This is a genomic window from Stenotrophomonas sp. 63632_Sma (genome assembly GCF_056482875.1).
Genome location: NZ_CM151220.1, coordinates 357,568 through 375,911, shown reverse-complemented (window position 1 = coordinate 375,911; position 18,344 = coordinate 357,568). Strand labels below are relative to the sequence as shown.

Here is an 18,344-nt window from a genome sequence, read left to right as displayed (position 1 = left end):
ATTTGGGGTGCATGAGTCGAGCATGGCTCGACTCTACAGACTCGCCCTTCACGCTGCCGGACCGGGCCATTAACCACCGCACAGGCACGATCAGGCTTCGTCAACAACGGAGCCCTTCCATGACCGAGTACCAGATTCCCGGCCGCGTACCGGACGACAGCACACCGCGCGATGCGGTCAGCAACTACTGGCGCGAGCGCTACACCGCCGAGCCGTACTACGACGACCAGCTGTTCTTCGAGGACTATGAGCCGGCCTACCGCATCGGCCACGCCGCACGTGCGCAGGACATGATCCGCGCCTACGAGGAAGTGGAACGCGAGCTGGAATCACGCTGGGCCAGCGAACGCGGCCGCAGCCGCCTGGACTGGGCGCAGGCACGCAGTGCCGTGCGCCGTGGCTGGGAGGAAGCGCAGCAGGTGGAACCGCGCCTGGCACGCGGCCCCTGACGGACCCGATATGCGGCAACGCCGGGCATGGCCCGGCGCTACCGTTGCTGCATCACTCCTGTTCCGGCAGCGGCGGCACGGCCGTGCTGCGCTTGCTTTCACCGCCACCGGCGGCGATCAGGTCGCGGGTGTTCTTCTGCACCGCCACCGCACCGAACAGCGACAGAGCGAAGGCCATGCCGTAGAAGCCCTTCTCGCTCGGCGCCAGGGTGGCATTCCATAGGCCGACCAGCAGCAGCATCAGCGCCGACAGCAGCGCGAACCAGCACAGCGCGTAGTACAGGCCACTGACCGGAATGCCCTCGACGCGGTCACGCACGCTCTTCTGCAGCGACACCGCCGCGAACAGGCCAAACAGCAGCAGGGTCAGGTAGTAGCCCTTCTCGTTGAGCGCCATCGTGGCGTTGAACAGGCCGATCAGGTAGGCCGCCGCACCCAGCAGCAGGGCCACCCAGGAGGCGGCGATGAAGGCAGTGGACGGCTTGTGGGGCATGGCTGTGCTCATTGCAGATCCTTGGCAGGCAGGCGGGCACGCTTTGCCCGGGCGTGCCCACCCTAGACGATCCCGCTGCCGCCGCACAGGGGGCGCGGGACCTTCGGGCCACGACGATGACCGTGCAAGTGGTATACAAGGGACAGCCCGGCCATCCGCATCCCCGTCCTGGAGATACCCATGACCCGCATACCCCTGCTGCTCACCCTCGGCCTGGTGCCGATCCTCGCCACCTCCGCCTGCAACGCCGCCGACCCGGCCGCCAGCGGCACCCAAGCCACGGCCACTGCATCCACCGCCGCCGATCAACGCCCGTTCACCGCCACCGAAGTCAGCCGCTTCGATCAGCCCTGGGCGATGACCTTCCTGCCCGATGGCAGCCTGCTGGTCACCGAAAAGCGCGGCAAGCTGCAGCATCTGGACCTGGCCAGCGGCCAGAAACACGAGATCACCGGCGTTCCGAAGGTCGCCTACGGTGGCCAGGGTGGTTTCGGCGATGTGATCCTGCACCCGCAGTTCGCAAGCAACCACGTGATCTACCTCAGCTACGCCGAGGAAGGCACGCTGGATACCCGCGGTGCCGCCGTGGCCCGTGCCACGCTGGCGCTGGACGCCAACGGTGCCGGCCAGCTCAAGGACCTGAAGGTGATCTGGCGGCAGAGCCCCAAGGTCAGTGGTGAGGGCCACTACGGCCACCGCCTCGTCTTCGGCCCGGACGGCAAGCTGTGGATCAGTTCCAGCGAGCGCCAGAAGTTCGATCCGGCGCAGGACATGGGCAGCAACCTCGGCAAGATCATCCGCCTCAACGACGATGGCAGCCTGCCGGCCGACAACCCGTTCGCCTCGCAGGGCGGCGTGGCCGCGCAGGTGTGGTCGCTTGGCCACCGCAACATCCTCGGCATGGCCTTCGATGCCAACGGCAAGCTGTGGGCGCACGAGATGGGCCCGGCCGGCGGCGACGAGCTGAACCTGATCGTGCGCGGCGCCAACTACGGCTACCCGATCGTCTCCAACGGCAACCACTACGATGGCCGCCCGATTCCCGACCACGATACCCGCCCGGAGTTCGCCGCCCCGAAGGTGACCTGGACGCCAGTCATCTCGCCGGCCGGCTTCGTGATCTACAGCGGGAACCTGTTCCCGCAGTGGAAGGGCAGCGGCTTCATCGGTGGCCTGTCCTCCACCTCGCTGGTGCGCGTGGCATTCGATGGTGACAGCGCGCGCGAAGCCGAACGCTTCAACATGGGCGAACGCATCCGCGAAGTGGAACAGGGGCCGGATGGCGCACTGTGGCTGCTGGAAGACGGCAACAAGGCGCGCCTGCTGAAGCTCACCCCGAAAACCTGACAGGATGGTAGTGCCGGCCGCTGGCCGGCATGTTTGCCCGCAACGGCCCCGCACGCCGGGCCGTCTGCGTTCATTGAATGGTGATGACCTTCACCTCGGTCTTCGTGCAGGCCTTGTCCAGGCACTGCCCGTTCAACCACACCTGCCCGTCACCGATCATCACACCCTGCTGATTGACGAAGACCTTGCCGAAGTCCTGCCCGGACACCGCCTTGACCACCGCCGGGGTGATGATCTTCTCGTAGTTGCGCTGGAACTCACCGGGGCCGGTGATCTTCCTTCCGTTAGCGATATTCAGCGGGAAGCGCACTTCCTCCACCACCGCAGCGTGATCACCGCCGACCACCGCGGTCTTGAACGCGTTGAACACCTTCTCGTACTGCGCGGCATCACCAAGCAGCGTCTCGATGCGCGCGCGCGCGTCTTCCGCGGGCGCATCCGTCGGTGCGGCGCCGGCCGGCTCGGCAGCAGCCTTCGCCGGTTCAGCCGCAGGCGTCGCCGCAGCACTGGCCTCCATCGGCGGCGGTGCCTGCTGCGAACAGGCCGCCAGCAACAGGGCGGGAATCAACACAGCGATCGTGCGCATGCGCGGGCATCCATCGGTTCAAGAACACCGATGGTAGCGCCGCCGCGGTGAGGACAACAAAAAGGGGACGGAGGGGATTAAGTCGTTAGTGGCACAAACGACTTAATCCCCTCCGTCCCCTTTTTCTCGATCAGGCCTTCAGCAGCTCGAACTGCACCGCCTCACCGGCGGCCGAAGACGCGCACACCCACACATCGAACTGGCCCGGCTCAGCACGCAGCACGCCGTCGCGGCCGGTGAACGCCAACTGCTCGCGGGTCAGGGTGAACACCACTTCGGTCGACTCGCCCGGCTGCAGCGCCACCTTGCGGAAGTCCTTCAGTTCGCGCACCGGACGCACGCGGCTGGCCACGCGGTCGTGGATGTACAGCTGCACCACTTCCTCGCCGGCCACGTCGCCGCTGTTGGTCAGCGTGGTGGTGATGGTCAAGCTGTCGTCCCAGCCAAGCTGCGCCGCACTCAGCTGCGGCGCACCGTAGGCGAAGGTGGTGTAGCCGATGCCATGCCCGAACGGGTACAGCGGCTCGTTCGGAATCTCGCGCCAGCGGGCCTTGAACTCCGACATGGTCGGCAGTTCCGGGCGGCCGGTGCGCGGGTGATTGTAGAAGTACGGCTGCTGGCCGGACACCTGCGGGAAGCTGACCGGCAGGCGGCCCGACGGGCTGTAATCGCCGAACAGCACATCAGCCACGGCATGGCCGGTCTGCGTGCCCAGGTACCAGGTCACCGCCACCGCCTGCGCATTACGCACGGCGCCCTGCAGGGCCAGCGCGCGACCATTGCGCAGCAGCACCACCAGCGGCTTGCCGGTCATCGCCACCGCTTCGGCCAGCGCCTGCTGTGCCGGCGGCAGGGTGATCTCGACGCGCGACTGCGCTTCGCCGCTGTAACGCTGCGGCTCGCCCAGCGCCAGCACCACCACGTCGGCGCGCAGCGCAGCGGCCACGGCCGCTTCGGTGCCACCGGGAATGGCCACTTCCAGTTCGCAGCCCGGCACGATTTCCAGCAGCGCTTCATCGCCGATGGCGGCGCGCACGCCGGTTTCCAGATCCACGTAGCGCTGCTTGTCGCCGAACAGCGTCCAGCAGCCTTCAATGTTCTCGCGGTCCTGCACGAACGGACCGATCAGCGCGATCTTCTGCCCGGTCTTCTGCAGCGGCAGCACGCTGTCACGGTTGTTCAGCAGCACGATCGAACGACGCGCCGCATCGCGCGACAGCGCGTCATGTGCGGCAATGTGCGAGGTATCGGCTTCGCGCGCCGGGTCCAGCGAACGGTACGGGTCGTCGAACAGGCCGATGGTTTCCTTCAGCCACAGGATGCGGCGCACGCCTTCATCCAGCACCGCCATCGGCACCTCGCCGCTCTCGACCAGGCCCGGCAGGTGCTCGGCGTAGAAGCCGCTCTGCATGCTCAGGTCCAGGCCGGCGGTGAACGCCTTGGCGGTGGCATCGCGGTCGTCGGCGGCATAACCGTGCGCGACCAGTTCCATGTCGGCGGTGTAATCGGAGATCACCACGCCCGGGAACTTCCACTCACCGCGCAGGATGTCGGTCAGCAGTTCGGCGTTGGCGCTGGCCGGCACGCCGTTGATGTCGTTGAACGAGGACATCACGGTGATCGCGCCGGCGTCGAACGCAGCCTTGAACGGCGGCAGGTGCACGTCGCGCAGGGTCTGCGGCGAGATGTCCACCATGTTGTATTCCATGCCGGCCATCACCGCGCCATAGGCGGCGAAGTGCTTGGGCGTGGCCAGCAGCGAATCGGCAGCGCGCAGGTCGCTGCCCTGGAAGCCGCGTACGCGGGCGGCGGCGAACGCACACCCCAGCACCACGTCTTCGCCAGCACCTTCGGCGCCACGGCCCCAGCGCTGGTCGCGGGCGATGTCCACGGCCGGCGCATAGGTCCAGTGCAGGCCAGCAGCAGTGGCTTCGACAGCGGTGGCGCGCGCGGTGCGCTCGGCCAGCTCCGGCTCGAAGCTGGCGGCCTCGCCCAGCGGAATCGGGAACACGGTGCGCATGCCGTGGATGACGTCGGCAGCCAGGATCACCGGGATGCCCAGGCGGCTCTCTTCGGTGGCGACCTGCTGGATGCGGCGGCCCAGCTCGGCGCCCACACCATTGAACAGGGAACCGACCTTGCCCTCGCGCACCTGCTGCAGCACCTGGTCGGCATTGCGCACGTTGGCTTCCGGGTTCACGTCCGGGGCGAACGGGCGGACCATGTCCGCGAAGACACCCAGCTGGCCGACCTTTTCCTCGACGGTCATCTGGGCAATGAGGGATTCGATGCGATCGGAGGCCACCGGCAGTCCTTGATGAAAACGTTTACAAGCCCGGCATTCTAGCGATCCCGGGCGATTTGGCGAGAGGTTTTTTCATTCAGTTTCAGCCACCAGCGGGGTCCGTATGGCCCCGCCGGAGGCATCGCAGCTTACTCCGACCCAGCCAACTGGCGCTGCCCGGCCATCAACATGGCGTCACTGGAGGCCTGGAACACGCGCAGGCCGAAGGCCGGCAGGATCGCCAGCAGGTGGTCGAAGATGTCCGACTGCACCGCCTCGTACTCGCCCCAGGCGGTGCTGCGGGTGAAGCAGTACAGCTCCAGCGGCAGGCCCTCGGTGGTCGGCTGCAGCTGCCGTACCAGCAGGGTCATGTCGGTATGGATGCCCGGGTGGTTGCGCAGGTAGCGCTCCACATAGGCCCGGAAGGTACCCAGGTTGGTCACCCGGCGGCTGTTGACCTCGGCCACGCCCTGTTCGCGCAGGCGCCCGTTCCACTGGCCAAGCTCCTGCTCCTTCTCCTGCAGGTAATCACGCAGCAGCGCGAACTGGCCAAGGAAGGCCAGGTCGCCCTCGTCCAGGAAGCCGACACTGTGCTGGTCCAGATACAGCGCACGCTTGATGCGGCGGCCGCCGGCCTCCTGCATGCCGCGCCAGTTCTTGAACGACTCGGTCACCAGTTTCTTGGTCGGGATGGTGGTGATGGTCTTGTCGAAGTTCTGCACGGTGACGGTGTGCAGCGCGATATCGATGACGTCACCGTCGGCATTCTGGCTGGGCATTTCGATCCAGTCGCCGATGCGCACACGGCCATCGCCACTGATCTGCACACTGGCCACCAGCGACAGAATGGTGTCCTGGAAGATCAACATCAGCACGGCCGTGGCCGCGCCCAGGCCGGTGACCAGCGGGCCCAGCTTCCCCCCCAGCAGGGTGGCGATGATGGACAGGCCGGCGGCCACGAACACCACGATCTTGACCACCTGCAGGTAGCCCTTGATCGGCTTGTTGCGCGCATCGGGCTTGCGCTCGTACAGGCTGTTGGCCGCGTCCAGCGCATGCGAGAACGCCATCGACACCGTCAGTACGGCCCACACGATGCACAGCTTGATGATGACCTTGACCAGGCCTTCCGGCAGATCCGGGATGAAGGTGATGCCCGAGGCGATCACCTGGCTGGGCACCACGTTGGACAGGCGCGAAATGACCCGCATCAAGTGGCTGCCGCGCCCGGACTCGGCGCCCGGCAGGCGCTGCAGCAGGCGCCGCAGGCCACGCACCAGGATGCGCTTGGTCACCCAGTTGGCCAGGCCCGCTGCGACCAGCAGCGCCGTGATCATCAACGCCAGGTAGGCGCCGGGATAGGGTTCCAGTGTGTTCTGCAGCTTTTCCAGCCACTGTACCGCCACCACCGCGTCCACCATCAGTTGTCTCCTTGCGTTGTCGTTGTTGTTGGGGGTGCCGGCCAGCGGCCGGCACTACCGGATCAGTCCCGCGAGCGCTCGATGATCACGCCCACCGCGCGCGCGCCGCGCACCGCGCCCGGCTTGCTCAGCTTCAGGCGCAGCCACTTCACGTCGAATTCGTCCAGCACGATCTGCGCGCAGCGCTCGGCCAGGGTTTCCACCAGGCCGAATTCCGACTCGCGCACGAACTGCTCCAGGCGCTTGCTCACCGCCTTGTAGTTCAGGGTATGGGCGATGTCGTCGGAGGCCGCGGGACGACGGTTGTCAAAGCCCATTTCCAGGTCGAACACCAGGTCCTGGCGGATCCGTCGTTCCCAATCGTAGATACCGATCAGGGCGTCGATCGTCAGCCCCTCGATGAAAACCTTGTCCATTGCGCTTAACCAGCCCGAATACAGGGGGCCATGGTAACGGCACGACGGTGAGCCTGCCCGGAACGGGCGGTGGGTGGCCGGCAGGAATGCGGCACTGGGAAAAACAAAGAGCCCCGCTAGCAGCGGCCCTCTGGTACTACCGCTTGTCCCCGGGGGGAGCTGTTGAACAGCCGCGAGTCCCGGTGGCGCAGGCGTCGAAATTGAAGCGGGTGAGGTCTGCGGATCAAGAGGCGATTCCGACTATGCCCGCATTTCCAAAAAACAAAGGGCCCTGCTAGCGGGGCCCTTTGGTACCTCTCAACGTCCTCGGGGGGAGCTGGAATCCAGCCGCGAGTCCCGAAGCACACGATGCAGATCATGACGTTCATTCCCTCGACGGTCCAGAGTCAATCGCGACATGCTGGAGGAAGCCAAGGGCAATACAGGAATTCTGCTGCCTGACGCGGCGGCATTGCCCGATATCACGCCAGCGGCAACCAGCGCAGGCTGATGATCCGCCATGTGGTCCCGCATTTGATGAGAGAGCAACGAATCCTGCAGGCAGCGCTGTCACGCCCACGGTGGGCGACGTACAAACGTATCGCGGACCGGCACTCTTTGGATGCCGCCTCGCTTTACGTATGGAACATGCAGATGTGCGGCGCGCTGCTATCCCCCCTGCACGTCTGTGAAATCGTAATCCGCAACGCGGTGGCCGCGGCGCTGGCGCATGCCTTTGGGCCGCGCTGGCCCTGGCATCCTGCACTGCTGCAGCGGATGCCAGCAGATGGCGCGTTGTCGGCCTTGCAGGATCTCCATAGACAGGCTGGTCGTCGGATGGACACTCAGGAGATCATCGCCAGCCTTCGCTTCGCGTTCTGGCAGCAGCTTTTCACGCGGCGCTTCGAGGGAGCCATCTGGACGCGGGGCTTGAAGATTGCGTTGCCGAACGCGCCACAGAATGCTCTCAGCGTCGTCCGCACGAGCATCCATGCCGACCTCGACCGCATTCGCCACCTGCGCAACCGCATCGCGCACCACGAACCCATCCTGGAACGCGACATCGGTGCCGACCTGGCGGCGATCGGACGGCTGATCCACGCCCGCTGCCCGCATACGCTGGGCTGGCTGCAGCGCCATGAGCGGGCGACAACGGTGTTGGCGGCGTCGCCGTTGGCAGGGCGTCCGTAATGCGTCCGCCGGGTATGGCCCGGCGCTACCGGTTCCGGGGCTTACACCGCAGGCAGGGTCGCCATGTCCCAGCGCGGGGTGACCTCGACCTTCGGCGGGCTGTGCTGGCCGGCCTGCAGCCGCAGCGCGCCGGCGAAGGCGATCATCGCGCCGTTGTCGGTGCACAACGCCGGCCGCGGGAAGCAGGCACGGCCGCCAAGGCGCTCGGCCATCTGCTGCAGGCGTGCGCGCAGGCGCTTGTTGGCGCCGACGCCGCCAGCCACCACGATCACATTGGTGCCGGCCGCTTCCAGCGCGCGCTCGCACTTGATCGACAGGGTCTCGACCACTGCATCTTCAAAGCCACGGGCGATGTCGGCGCGGGTCTGCTCGCTCTGGTCGCTGTCGCGCCAGGCCATCAGGACCTGGGTCTTCAGGCCGGAGAAGCTGAAATCCAACCCGGGGCGGTCGGTCATCGGCCGCGCGAAGCGGTAGACACCCGGCGTGCCCTGCTCGGCCAGCCTGGCCAGCTGCGGGCCGCCCGGATAGGGCAGGCCCATCATCTTGGCGGTCTTGTCGAAGGCCTCGCCGGCCGCGTCGTCCAGAGTTTCGCCCAGCAGGCGGTACTGACCGATCGCGTCCACCGCCACCAGCTGGGTATGGCCACCGGACACCAGCAGCGCCACGAACGGCGCTTCCGGCGGGTCGTCCTCCATCAGCGGGGCCAGCAGGTGGCCTTCCATATGGTGTACGCCCACCGCCGGCACCTCCAGCGCCCAGGCCAGCGACCGCGCCACGCCCGCGCCGACCAGCAGCGCGCCGACCAGGCCGGGACCGGCCGTGTAAGCCACGCCGTCGATGTCGTCTACGCCCAGACCGGCGTCGGCCAGGGTCTGGCGTACCAGTGGCAGCAACTTGCGGACGTGGTCGCGGCTGGCCAGTTCGGGCACCACACCACCATATTCGGCGTGCAGGGCGATCTGGCTGTAGACCGCATGGGCGCGCAGGGCCGCGCTGCCGGCCAGGTCGGTGTCATACACCGCCACGCCGGTCTCATCACAGGAAGATTCGATGCCAAGGACTCGCATGCCTGCTATTATGACGCCCCTGCCGCCCCCTCGGGGGACGTGCAGGTCTCACTGCTTTCGAACCTCTGGCCCGTATTCAGGGTTGGCCGCTTGCAGTTTGTCTATTCGCCGCTATAATGTGCGGCTCGCCGGGCGTGACCCGGTTCTACTGTGTCCCGGAGATTCCATGCCCAGCGTCAAAGTCCGCGAGAACGAGCCCTTCGAGTTTGCTCTTCGCCGCTTCAAGCGCACTTGCGAAAAGGCCGGTGTGCTGGCCGAAACCCGCAAGCGCGAGTTCTACGAAAAGCCGACCCAGGAGCGCAAGCGCAAGGCCGCCGCTGCTGTGAAGCGTCAGCTGCGCCGCTCGTCGCGCGACGTTACCAAGCGTCAGCGCCTGTACTGATCGGACGCATCTTCATTGCGATGGGCTTGCCTGTCGCGATGGAGCCGAAGCCGGCACGCGCGAGCGTCGCCGGCTTTTTGCGTTTCCGGGTTCGGGCATCCGCCCCGCCCCACCTACTACCACGAGGTTCCTCATGAGCATGAAGCAGCAGCTCACCGAAGACATGAAGGCCGCCATGAAGGCGGGCGAGAAGCACAAGCTGGGCGTGATCCGCCTGATCAACGCCGCCATCAAGCAGCGCGAAGTGGACGAGCGCATCGAGCTGGATGACACCGCCGTGATCGCCGTGCTCGACAAGATGGTCAAGCAGCGCAAGGACTCGGTCAGCCAGTTCGAAGCCGCCAACCGCGAGGACCTGGCCGAGATCGAGCGCGCCGAGATCGTGGTCATCGAAGCCTACCTGCCGGCCAAGATGGGCGAAGCCGAGATCGTCGCCGCGATCCAGGCCGCCATCGCCGAGACCGGCGCTTCCGGTCCGGCCGACATGGGCAAGCTGATGGGCGCACTGAAGCCCAAGCTTGCCGGCCAGGCCGACATGGGCCTGGTCTCCAAGCTGGTCAAGCAGCAGCTGGCGTAAGCCATTGCCGGGGTCGGATCCCTTTCGCATCGCGGAAGGGCTCTGACCCCATTGATGCACCCGCTTCACCGCACCTTCGACCCCCGGCTGCTACAACATCCCCATGGTCGAGCAATCGCACTCCCCCGCCGACACGCGTCCCCACGGCATTCCCGCACGGCTTCGCCACTACGCTGACCGCCTGCAGGACAGCTTCCCGATGGCCGTCGCCAAGCGCTTCGTCGAAATCGACGTGCTGACCCAGGCCGCCTCGGTCTCCTTCTACGCCCTGCTGTCGATGGCACCGCTGCTGGTGCTGCTGCTGTGGCTGACCGCCTCGCTGTACCCACCGGCACAACAGACGCTGATCAGCCAGATCGGTTCGGTGGCTGGCAGCAGCGTGGCCAGCGTCGCCGACACCGTGCTGCACAACGCCAACAGCCAACCCAGTGTGGGTTCGCTGGCCGGACTGTGGAGCACGCTGCTGCTGTTCATCGGCGCTACTGCCGTGTTCGCCCAGCTGCAGAACGCACTGAACCGGATCTTCCACACCAGCGGCCAGCGCCTGGAAGGCATCAAGGCCTGGCTGCGCAAACGCGTGTTCTCGTTCGGCGTGGTCCTGGCGCTGGGCTTCCTGCTGATCCTGTCGATGACCGCCACCACCGCACTGCAGGTGGTGTTCGCGCAGCTGCCCTCGGTACTGCCGGCGATCGGCTACCTGACCTCGCTGCTGCTGTACACGCTGGCCTTCGCCTTCCTCTACCACTACCTGCCGGACCGACGCGTGGCCTGGCGCCAGGCCTTCATCGGCGGTGCCATCACCTCGGTGCTGTTCACCCTCGGCCGCTACGGGATTGGCGTCTACATCGCCACCGTGGCCCCGGGCAGCGCCTATGGTTCGATGGGCGCGCTGGTGATCTCGCTGGTCTGGATCTACTACGCCACCGCCGTGTTCTTCGTCGGTGCGCTGATGACCGCGGTGATCGACGAACGGCAGCATGCACGGGCGCAACTGGCCAGGGCCGGGGCCGATGCGGAACAGGCCAGCCCCGGCACCGCCAGCGAGTAAACTAGGGGAACCTGCCGCCCCTGCTGCGCGCCCTGCGGCCGCGCCCCGTTCTGTTGCCCATGGCCCGTATCCCCGACGCTTTCATCGACGATCTGCTCGCCCGCTCCGACATCGTCGAGGTGGTGGGCAGCCGCGTGCCGTTGAAGCGCCAGGGCAAGGAGTACGCCGCGCGCTGCCCGTTCCATGACGAGCGCTCGGCGTCGTTCACGGTCTCGCCCACCAAGCAGTTCTATCACTGCTTCGGCTGCGGCGCGCACGGCACCGCGATCAGCTTCCTGATGAACTACGACCGCCTCGAGTTCCTCGACGCGGTGGATGAGCTGGCCAAGCGCGCGGGCATGGAAGTACCGCGCAACGAGAACCCGCGCAGCCCCCAGCAGCAGGACGACAGCCGCGAGCTGTATTCGGCACTGGATGCCGCTGCCCGGTTCTTCCAGAAGAACTTGGAAGGCAGCGACAAGGCACGCAGTTACCTTGATGGGCGTGGCGTGGACGAAGAGAACCGCGCGCGCTTCCAGATCGGCTACGCCCCGGATGGGTACAGCGGGCTGCGCGATGCACTGGGCAAGGACGAGCGGCGCATGAAGCTGCTCGACCGCGCCGGCCTGTTCTCGAAGAATGACCGCGGCCACGTCTACGACAAGTTCCGCGACCGGGTGATGTTCCCGATCTTCGACCGCCGTGGCCGGGTGATCGCCTTCGGTGGCCGCGTGTTCGAGAAGGACGACGGCCCCAAGTACCTCAACTCGCCCGAAACCGCGCTGTTCCACAAGGGCCGCGAACTGTACGGCCTGTGGCAGGTGCGCCAGGCCAACCAGAAGATCGAGCGGCTGATCGTGGTCGAGGGCTACATGGACGTGGTCTCGCTGTTCCAGTTCGGTGTCACCCAGGCGGTGGCAACACTGGGTACCGCAACCACGCCGGACCATGCCGAGCTGCTGTTCCGCAACGCGCCGGACGTGTTCTTCTGCTTCGACGGCGACGCCGCCGGCCGCCGCGCCGGCTGGAAGGCGCTGGAGTCGGTGCTGCCGCGCATGAAGGACGGCCGCCAGGCCTTCTTCCTGTTCCTGCCCGATGGCGAAGACCCGGACACCATCGTGCGCAAGGAAGGCGCCGAGGCCTTCAACGAGCGCCTGAAGCAGGCCACGCCGCTGTCGCAGTTCTTCTTCGATGAACTGACCCGCGAGATCAACCTGGGCACGCTGGACGGCAAGGCGCGCCTGGCCGAACGCGCAAAGCCGATGCTGGCGCAGATTCCCGACGGTGCCTTCGGCGACCTGATGAAGCAGCAGCTGGCGCAGCTGACCGGGCTCGGCGGCAACGCCCAGGCTGCACGCACGTCGATGCCGCAACGCCAGCCCTCGCGAGCGATCCAGCCCGTGGCCAAGCGCAGCCTGGTACGCGGCGCGATCGCCGTACTGCTGCAGCAGCCGTCGCTGGCGCTGACGCTGGGCGGCAAGCACCACTTCCAGGGCCTGCGCCTGCCGGGCGTGGAGCTGCTGCTGGAGCTGCTGGATCTGGTCGAGCAGCGCCCGGACATCAGCACCGGCGCACTGCTGGAGCACTTCGACGGGCGTGAGGAACAGGCGTCACTGCACACGCTGGCCGCGCAGACGATGCCCGGCGACGACGCGATGTGGACCCAGGAACTGCACGATGCCGTGGCCCAGCTGGAGAAACAGCTGCTGGTGCAACGTCTGGAGGAGTTGTTGGCAAAGCAGCGCCAGCAGGGCCTGGACGATACTGACAAATACGAACTGCGCGAGCTGCTGAAGGCGCGCGCCGGACTGCGCCTGTAGCGGCAGAACGTTTTCACGGAGAGGACCATGCTGCTGCGCCTGACCTGCCTGCTGTTGTTGTCGCTCTGCCTGTCGCTGACGGCCCTGGCCGAAGACGCGTCCCTCAACGAAGTCCGCCCCGGCCTGTATGCCGGCGGCCAGCCCAGCGCCGCACAGCTGCAGGCCTTGGCCGCACAGGGCGTACGCACCGTGATTGACCTGCGCCAGCCCGACGAGGACCGTGGTTTTGACGAAACCCACCTCGCCGAATCGCTGGGCCTGCGCTACGTGCGCATTCCAGTGGCCGGCGCCGAGGGGCTCGATGCCGCCAACGTACGCGCCGTGCACCAGGCACTGCAGCAGAGCCAGGGGCCGGTGCTGCTGCATTGCGCGTCCGGCAACCGCGCCGGCGCCGTGCTCGGCCTGGTCAACGCACGCTACGAACACGCCAGCCCCGAACAGGCCCTGCAGCTCGGCCAGCGTGCCGGCCTGAAGTCGCTGGAAGCCGCCACCCGCCAGCGCCTGGCCACGCCGGTCACCTCGCCCTGAACCCTCCGCACCAAGGACTCTGCCCACCATGACCCGCTGGTGGTCGCGCCTGCGACCGGACAACTTCACCCTCGCCCTGCTGTGCACCGTCGGCCTGGCCTCGCTGCTGCCGATGAAGGGCGCCGCCGCCATCGTGCTCGACGATGTCACCACCGTCGCCATCGCCGCGCTGTTCTTCCTGCATGGCGCGCGCCTGCCGCGCGAGTCGATCATCGGCGGCATGCTGCACTGGCGGCTGCACCTGACCATCCTGGCCTGCACCTTCATCCTGTTCCCGCTGCTGGGGCTGATGTTCAAGCCACTGTCGGGCTGGCTGCTGACCCCGGAGCTGTACCTGGGCGTGCTGTTCCTGTGCACCCTGCCCTCCACCGTGCAGTCGTCCATCGCGTTCACCTCGATGGCACGCGGCAACGTGCCTGCGGCGGTATGCAGCGCGTCGCTGTCGAGCATCCTCGGTGTGTTCCTGACGCCGCTGCTGCTGACCGCGCTGGCCGGTACCTCCGGCGGCGTGCACGACCCGCTGCACGCGATCGGCGGCATCATGCTGCAGCTGCTGGTGCCGTTCGTGGCCGGCCACCTGCTGCGGCCGTGGATTGCCGGCTGGGTGGAGAAGCAGCGCGCGCTGCTGCGCTACACCGACCAGGCCACCATCCTGCTGGTGGTGTACTCCGCGTTCGGCGAAGCGGTGACCGAAGGGCTGTGGAGCAAGACACCGCTGCTGTCGCTGCTGGCCGTGGCGGTGGTCGCCGCCGTGCTGCTAGGCATCGCCATGCCGCTGATCACCTTCATCGCCCGCCGCCTGCGCTTCAACCGCGAGGACGAGATCGCCATCGTGTTCTGTGGCTCGAAGAAGAGCCTGGCCACCGGCGTGCCGATCGCCAAGGTGCTGTTCGCCGGCGGCAGTCTCGGTGCCATCGTGCTGCCGGTAATGATCTACCACCAGATCCAGCTGATCGTCTGCGGCGTGATCGCGCAGCGGTATGCGAAGCGCGCGCCCTGATTGGGCGCGCGGGTTTTTGTAGAGAGCCCATCCACGCGCGGCGTGGATCTACTGTAGAGCCGAGCCCATGCTCGGCTGATGCCCGTGATCCGGAGTAGATCCACGCCATGCGTGGATGATCACCAGACCGAATTGCTGTCCAGCAGCCGCGCCACGCTGAAGCGCGGCAACCACACCCACAGGTCGTAGCTGCGGTCGGCATCGGTATCCACTTTGGGCGATGCCCCCGCATGACCGCGCAGCGGACGCGGTTCGCAGTGCTGAACAGCCGTATATCCCCAGCCCTCTCCGCCACGCGCCTCGATACGCACGTTGTAAAGGTCCAGATCCTTCAGCAGTGCCGTCATCGGCGGGTACGCAATCATCTTCGGCTGCGTACGCATGCCATGTACGTTGCCGGTCAGTACCAGCAGCCGCCCGTTCTTCGGCAGCGCCCGCGCGCGTGCTCTTACTTCTTCGGCCATCACCCGGTCACGCGTACCAGCGCCAGCCATGTCGGCGGGAAGCACGCGATCAAAGCCGAACACCTGCACGTCGCGCCCTTGACTGCGCAGCACGCGTAGCGCCTCGATCAGCTCAAGCATGTCCTCGCTGCGACGGCCGTCATGCATCCGGCTGTGGACGTTCCAATACGTCGTGCCACGCAATGCAGCGCGCGCCTCGGCCGTGCCGGCAGACGCCATATAGGTCGCCAGCGCGGCGTTCTCGTCAGTCGGCAGCTCCAAAGCCAACCGCACCGGTGCACCATCGGCCGCGTAGGCCTCCATCAGTTCCCGTACCAGCAGCGGCCTCTCGCGGGTACCGTGGAACTCACCCAGCACCAGCAGGCGATGGTCACCGGCATGCTGGCGGATCTGCGCGGCGGTGTCGTCGGCATGCGCACTGAGGGCCATGCCCAGCGCCAGCAGCAGCAAAGTGGTCCAGCGGCAGATAGATTGCATCCGGGTCTTGTCCCAATTTTGATAGACGCACTCATCTAGCACGGCCCTGTCTCGAGTGCTTCTAGGAAAACCGATGCAGTTACGCCGAAACTGATCGTCAGCCCCCCTAGCGGGACGGAGTTCCGCCTTCTATCCTGAAGGCATTGCCCCCACTTGCACCCCAAGGATCGATAGCAAATGAGCGACTATTGCTTCTACGCCCCTGACGCGGAAGACCTGGTTGAGCAGGCCGGCATCAGGCAGAAAATCGAAGCGTTCTCGAAGGTCCACAAGAAGCAGACTTACGTGTTGCGAAGGCCGCTATCAAAAGACGATACCGACTACGACTATGACAATGCTGTCGTAGTATTTGCCGCTGGCATGCACCCCTGCTTCATTGATTTGGGCAATGACGAAGGCGCACTAAACGACTATGCCGATGATCTTCTCGAGGACATATCATTCCTTTCGGAAAAATTCAGGTACCGAGAAAAAATAGGCAGAAAGAAGAGATGGCAGGAATTGTTTCAGTACAGAAACAAGAATAACGTAGATTTCGACGACTTAATCATCGAAAAAGTCAGCGACGCAAGAATAGTAGATCTAATCACATCACTCGTTGTTGGCAGCATCAATGATATCACTCGAATCAATCTTGATGCCAAAGATCTTCTCGAGACAGTAAAGTCGAAGATTATTTTGTTTGACACCGATCAAACTAGCTTTGTCTTTAGACTTGGCGCCAACAAGAGATTCGTAATTCAAGGCCTCGCCGGCTCAGGGAAGACCGAACTTCTGCTGCACAAGATGAAGGAAATTTACTCGAGAGACGCTGAAGCAAGAATTGTATTTACCTGCTTTAACAGGATTCTCGCATCCTCCATGCGGCAGAGAATTCCTGATTTCTTTGATTTCATGCGGGTAGAAAGGCAGATCGAATGGGATAAGAAATTATTCTGCTTCCACTCTTGGGGAAGTGGAAAAGAACCCCTGTCTGGAACATACAGATATATATGCCATTATTACGGAATACCTTTCGGAAGCCTGCACGCCGGCTCCTTTGACTTTCTCTGCAAAAAAGCGATTGCTGAGATAAGCGCAATCCAAGGCGATAAGAAGTTTGCCTTCGATTACATATTTATCGATGAAAGCCAAGACTTCGCAAACAGCTTCATTGAACTCTGCGAGCTGGTGACATCAAAGAAAGTATTTGTCGCAGGAGACGTTTTTCAAAACATATTCAGAACCATTGACGACCGGGTCAATCGAGCGGACATGGTGCTGAAGAAATGCTATCGAACAGAGCCAACTAATCTCATGTTTTCCCACTCTCTGGGAATGGGCCTCTTCGAACAACCAGTTCTTCGCTGGCTGAAACCGGAGGAATGGGACGCGTGCGGCTACCACTACGTTGAAAACGGTAATAGGGCGCTACTTTCCCGCGACCCACTTCGCAGATTTGAAGACATCCCTCAGGATTTCCGGAGCACCGAAGTCCATACAATCTCGGGCGAGGCCCCCATAGCCGGCGCCATTGTTTCTCTAATCAAAAATATAAAAGCCCGACATCCAAGTACAAAACAGGGAGACGTTGCCGTAATCTTCCTGGATAAGGACGGATACATATACGACGTCATTGGAGAACTCAAAGCAGACGTAGCAGATATTTTCGGCTGGGAATCCAATGTCTCGTTTGAAACAAAGCAAACAAATCCCGATAAATTTTTTATCTCGAACGTCAACAATGCCAAGGGATTGGAGTTTCCATTCGTAATTTGCATAGCCAGGGACCTTAACCGGCAGACATCCTTCCGAAACGCACTCTACACAATGATGGCGAGATCGTTCCTAGAAAGCCATCTGATCGTCGGCCCTGCAGCAGATGCGGCAACAGTAAAAGCCATCAAGACAGGACTGAATACAATCTACGAAAAGAATGTGATGGAAGTTCGAATTCCATCTGACGCAGAAATTGCCCAGCAAAAAGATTTCATTGTTCTCGAAGAACAGCCATCGCTTGAAGAAATAGTTAAGCGATACTGCGCTGCACGAAAAGCCAGCCCTCGAGTCGCATCAAAGTTGTCTAGCAGAATCATATCAATGATCGGCGACTCCGAGTATGACGAGGACTACATTAACAAGATTCTCGAAATTGAGTTCGATAGGATCAAGCCCCTGTGACAGCAATCTATTACAAGGACGTTCCAAGCTACCGCCTCGACTTGTTCAAGGCGGTTCGCCAGGCTGGCGACAATCTCTCAAATTTGCTCGCTCTAGCCGAAATCGTTAACACTTGTCACGACATATCGTCGACTACAAGACCAGATGATTTTGACATTGCGATATTTTCTGGCAATTACACTCGGGCATGGATCCGCAGAGGCAACGGCTACTTTTCAATGGCCATCCCCTTCCAAGTAATCACAGAAGGCAAATTTATCTCCTTCAACATTGATAACTTATCCGAACCCGTAAGTGGAGAGCTCATTTCCATTTTTCGCAACGCAATCCAGACTTGCGCCACTTCCTCGTTCTGCCACGAGGATATCGCACTCGGAATAAACGACAGTTTTGGCATTGAAGTCCCGATGTGCCTAAAGTACGCAGACGCATTTGCTGAACTTTTGACAGAGGACCATGGTTACTTTAGATATGACCACGACCCAGATAACGAAAATGGAGAATTCCACCCCCTCCATCATCTCGACTTCTTCTTCAAAAACACTTCCGCAGTCAAGATTGGCTTGAGTTCAACAGTTGGGCTTGATTTACTCCATTCACTTTGCGATTCCTCGGTGGCCAAGCGCTACATCCGCTAGAACCAGAGTAAGATCCAGTGACCCACCACCGGGGGTAG

At 63.7% G+C, this 18,344-nt stretch carries 18 protein-coding genes; 11 read left to right on the top strand and 7 right to left on the bottom strand.

Annotation, left to right across the window (positions count from 1 at the left end):
* The first annotated feature begins 119 nt into the window (after positions 1-119).
* Positions 120-449: a hypothetical protein gene (locus tag ACZK45_RS01710; RefSeq protein ID WP_032130379.1), complete on the top strand. Its 330-nt coding sequence runs from the start codon at positions 120-122 to the stop codon at positions 447-449.
* 52 nt (positions 450-501) lie between these two features.
* Here the strand turns inward: ACZK45_RS01710 and yiaA are convergent, their stop codons facing one another.
* Positions 502-954, bottom strand: a complete 453-nt coding sequence (gene yiaA, locus ACZK45_RS01705) for an inner membrane protein YiaA (RefSeq protein ID WP_180838570.1) — start codon at positions 952-954, stop codon at positions 502-504.
* A 168-nt stretch (positions 955-1,122) separates the two neighbouring features.
* On the opposite strand from yiaA, the gene ACZK45_RS01700 reads away from it, so the two are divergent.
* A complete protein-coding gene (locus ACZK45_RS01700; protein ID WP_478445345.1) occupies positions 1,123-2,289 on the top strand; it encodes a PQQ-dependent sugar dehydrogenase in 1,167 nt (388 codons plus the stop codon).
* Between the two features lie 70 nt (positions 2,290-2,359).
* Here ACZK45_RS01700 and ACZK45_RS01695 read toward each other — a convergent pair whose 3' ends face one another.
* From ACZK45_RS01695 to folB, 4 genes are all read right to left on the bottom strand, one after another.
* A complete protein-coding gene (locus ACZK45_RS01695) occupies positions 2,360-2,875 on the bottom strand; it encodes a hypothetical protein (protein ID WP_478445344.1) in 516 nt (171 codons plus the stop codon).
* Between the two features lie 130 nt (positions 2,876-3,005).
* Positions 3,006-5,180, bottom strand: coding sequence for a glycoside hydrolase family 3 N-terminal domain-containing protein (locus ACZK45_RS01690; RefSeq protein WP_478445343.1), 2,175 nt, complete (start codon positions 5,178-5,180; stop codon positions 3,006-3,008).
* 128 nt (positions 5,181-5,308) lie between these two features.
* Complete coding sequence (locus ACZK45_RS01685; RefSeq protein ID WP_478445342.1) at positions 5,309-6,580, bottom strand: mechanosensitive ion channel family protein; 1,272 nt, start codon at positions 6,578-6,580, stop codon at positions 5,309-5,311.
* 62 nt (positions 6,581-6,642) lie between these two features.
* Positions 6,643-6,996, bottom strand: coding sequence for a dihydroneopterin aldolase (gene folB, locus ACZK45_RS01680; protein WP_025878255.1), 354 nt, complete (start codon positions 6,994-6,996; stop codon positions 6,643-6,645).
* Between the two features lie 516 nt (positions 6,997-7,512).
* Between folB and ACZK45_RS01675 the strand changes: the two genes are divergently transcribed.
* A complete protein-coding gene (locus ACZK45_RS01675) occupies positions 7,513-8,166 on the top strand; it encodes a hypothetical protein (RefSeq protein ID WP_478445862.1) in 654 nt (217 codons plus the stop codon).
* A gap of 41 nt (positions 8,167-8,207) precedes the next feature.
* On the opposite strand, the gene tsaD is transcribed toward ACZK45_RS01675, so the two are convergent.
* Positions 8,208-9,233, bottom strand: coding sequence for a tRNA (adenosine(37)-N6)-threonylcarbamoyltransferase complex transferase subunit TsaD (gene tsaD, locus ACZK45_RS01670; protein ID WP_478445341.1), 1,026 nt, complete (start codon positions 9,231-9,233; stop codon positions 8,208-8,210).
* A gap of 166 nt (positions 9,234-9,399) precedes the next feature.
* On the opposite strand from tsaD, the gene rpsU reads away from it, so the two are divergent.
* The 6 genes from rpsU to ACZK45_RS01640 all read left to right on the top strand — a co-directional run bounded on the left by rpsU (position 9,400) and on the right by ACZK45_RS01640 (position 14,567).
* A complete protein-coding gene (gene rpsU, locus ACZK45_RS01665; RefSeq protein ID WP_002808376.1) occupies positions 9,400-9,615 on the top strand; it encodes a 30S ribosomal protein S21 in 216 nt (71 codons plus the stop codon).
* A gap of 133 nt (positions 9,616-9,748) precedes the next feature.
* The gene (locus tag ACZK45_RS01660) at positions 9,749-10,192 is read left to right on the top strand and encodes a GatB/YqeY domain-containing protein (protein ID WP_004153909.1); all 444 of its coding nucleotides are present in this window, start codon (positions 9,749-9,751) and stop codon (positions 10,190-10,192) included.
* A gap of 103 nt (positions 10,193-10,295) precedes the next feature.
* Positions 10,296-11,240: a YihY/virulence factor BrkB family protein gene (locus tag ACZK45_RS01655; RefSeq protein WP_050509858.1), complete on the top strand. Its 945-nt coding sequence runs from the start codon at positions 10,296-10,298 to the stop codon at positions 11,238-11,240.
* Positions 11,241-11,299: 59 nt separating this feature from the next.
* On the top strand, positions 11,300-13,039 hold the full coding sequence (gene dnaG, locus ACZK45_RS01650; RefSeq protein ID WP_478445340.1) for a DNA primase: 1,740 nt from the start codon (positions 11,300-11,302) through the stop codon (positions 13,037-13,039).
* A 27-nt stretch (positions 13,040-13,066) separates the two neighbouring features.
* Positions 13,067-13,567 (top strand): protein tyrosine phosphatase family protein, encoded by a 501-nt coding sequence (locus tag ACZK45_RS01645; RefSeq protein ID WP_478445339.1) that lies wholly within the window; start codon positions 13,067-13,069, stop codon positions 13,565-13,567.
* A gap of 28 nt (positions 13,568-13,595) precedes the next feature.
* A complete protein-coding gene (locus ACZK45_RS01640) occupies positions 13,596-14,567 on the top strand; it encodes a bile acid:sodium symporter family protein (protein ID WP_293796594.1) in 972 nt (323 codons plus the stop codon).
* A gap of 119 nt (positions 14,568-14,686) precedes the next feature.
* Here the strand turns inward: ACZK45_RS01640 and ACZK45_RS01635 are convergent, their stop codons facing one another.
* On the bottom strand, positions 14,687-15,508 hold the full coding sequence (locus tag ACZK45_RS01635; RefSeq protein WP_478445338.1) for a TraB/GumN family protein: 822 nt from the start codon (positions 15,506-15,508) through the stop codon (positions 14,687-14,689).
* A gap of 177 nt (positions 15,509-15,685) precedes the next feature.
* Between ACZK45_RS01635 and ACZK45_RS01630 the strand changes: the two genes are divergently transcribed.
* Positions 15,686-17,668 carry a DEAD/DEAH box helicase gene (locus tag ACZK45_RS01630; protein ID WP_478445337.1) on the top strand — a complete coding sequence of 661 codons (1,983 nt, stop codon included), beginning with the start codon at positions 15,686-15,688 and terminating at the stop codon, positions 17,666-17,668.
* Positions 17,665-18,306: a hypothetical protein gene (locus tag ACZK45_RS01625; RefSeq protein ID WP_478445336.1), complete on the top strand. Its 642-nt coding sequence runs from the start codon at positions 17,665-17,667 to the stop codon at positions 18,304-18,306. The genes ACZK45_RS01630 and ACZK45_RS01625 overlap by 4 nt, the downstream gene beginning before the upstream one ends.
* Positions 18,307-18,344 lie beyond the last annotated feature (38 nt).

Excerpts from the sequence above, each read along its gene's own strand:
- ACZK45_RS01710 (WP_032130379.1), top strand. The coding sequence starts at position 120 with ATGACCGAGTACCAGATTCCCGGCCGCGTACCGGACGACAGCACACCG.
- yiaA (WP_180838570.1), bottom strand. The coding sequence starts at position 954 with ATGAGCACAGCCATGCCCCACAAGCCGTCCACTGCCTTCATCGCCGCC.
- ACZK45_RS01700 (WP_478445345.1), top strand. The coding sequence starts at position 1,123 with ATGACCCGCATACCCCTGCTGCTCACCCTCGGCCTGGTGCCGATCCTC.
- ACZK45_RS01695 (WP_478445344.1), bottom strand. The coding sequence starts at position 2,875 with ATGCGCACGATCGCTGTGTTGATTCCCGCCCTGTTGCTGGCGGCCTGT.
- ACZK45_RS01685 (WP_478445342.1), bottom strand. The coding sequence starts at position 6,580 with ATGGTGGACGCGGTGGTGGCGGTACAGTGGCTGGAAAAGCTGCAGAAC.
- folB (WP_025878255.1), bottom strand. The coding sequence starts at position 6,996 with ATGGACAAGGTTTTCATCGAGGGGCTGACGATCGACGCCCTGATCGGT.
- ACZK45_RS01675 (WP_478445862.1), top strand. The coding sequence starts at position 7,513 with ATGAGAGAGCAACGAATCCTGCAGGCAGCGCTGTCACGCCCACGGTGG.
- tsaD (WP_478445341.1), bottom strand. The coding sequence starts at position 9,233 with ATGCGAGTCCTTGGCATCGAATCTTCCTGTGATGAGACCGGCGTGGCG.
- rpsU (WP_002808376.1), top strand. The coding sequence starts at position 9,400 with ATGCCCAGCGTCAAAGTCCGCGAGAACGAGCCCTTCGAGTTTGCTCTT.
- ACZK45_RS01660 (WP_004153909.1), top strand. The coding sequence starts at position 9,749 with ATGAGCATGAAGCAGCAGCTCACCGAAGACATGAAGGCCGCCATGAAG.
- ACZK45_RS01655 (WP_050509858.1), top strand. The coding sequence starts at position 10,296 with ATGGTCGAGCAATCGCACTCCCCCGCCGACACGCGTCCCCACGGCATT.
- dnaG (WP_478445340.1), top strand. The coding sequence starts at position 11,300 with ATGGCCCGTATCCCCGACGCTTTCATCGACGATCTGCTCGCCCGCTCC.
- ACZK45_RS01645 (WP_478445339.1), top strand. The coding sequence starts at position 13,067 with ATGCTGCTGCGCCTGACCTGCCTGCTGTTGTTGTCGCTCTGCCTGTCG.
- ACZK45_RS01640 (WP_293796594.1), top strand. The coding sequence starts at position 13,596 with ATGACCCGCTGGTGGTCGCGCCTGCGACCGGACAACTTCACCCTCGCC.
- ACZK45_RS01635 (WP_478445338.1), bottom strand. The coding sequence starts at position 15,508 with ATGCAATCTATCTGCCGCTGGACCACTTTGCTGCTGCTGGCGCTGGGC.
- ACZK45_RS01630 (WP_478445337.1), top strand. The coding sequence starts at position 15,686 with ATGAGCGACTATTGCTTCTACGCCCCTGACGCGGAAGACCTGGTTGAG.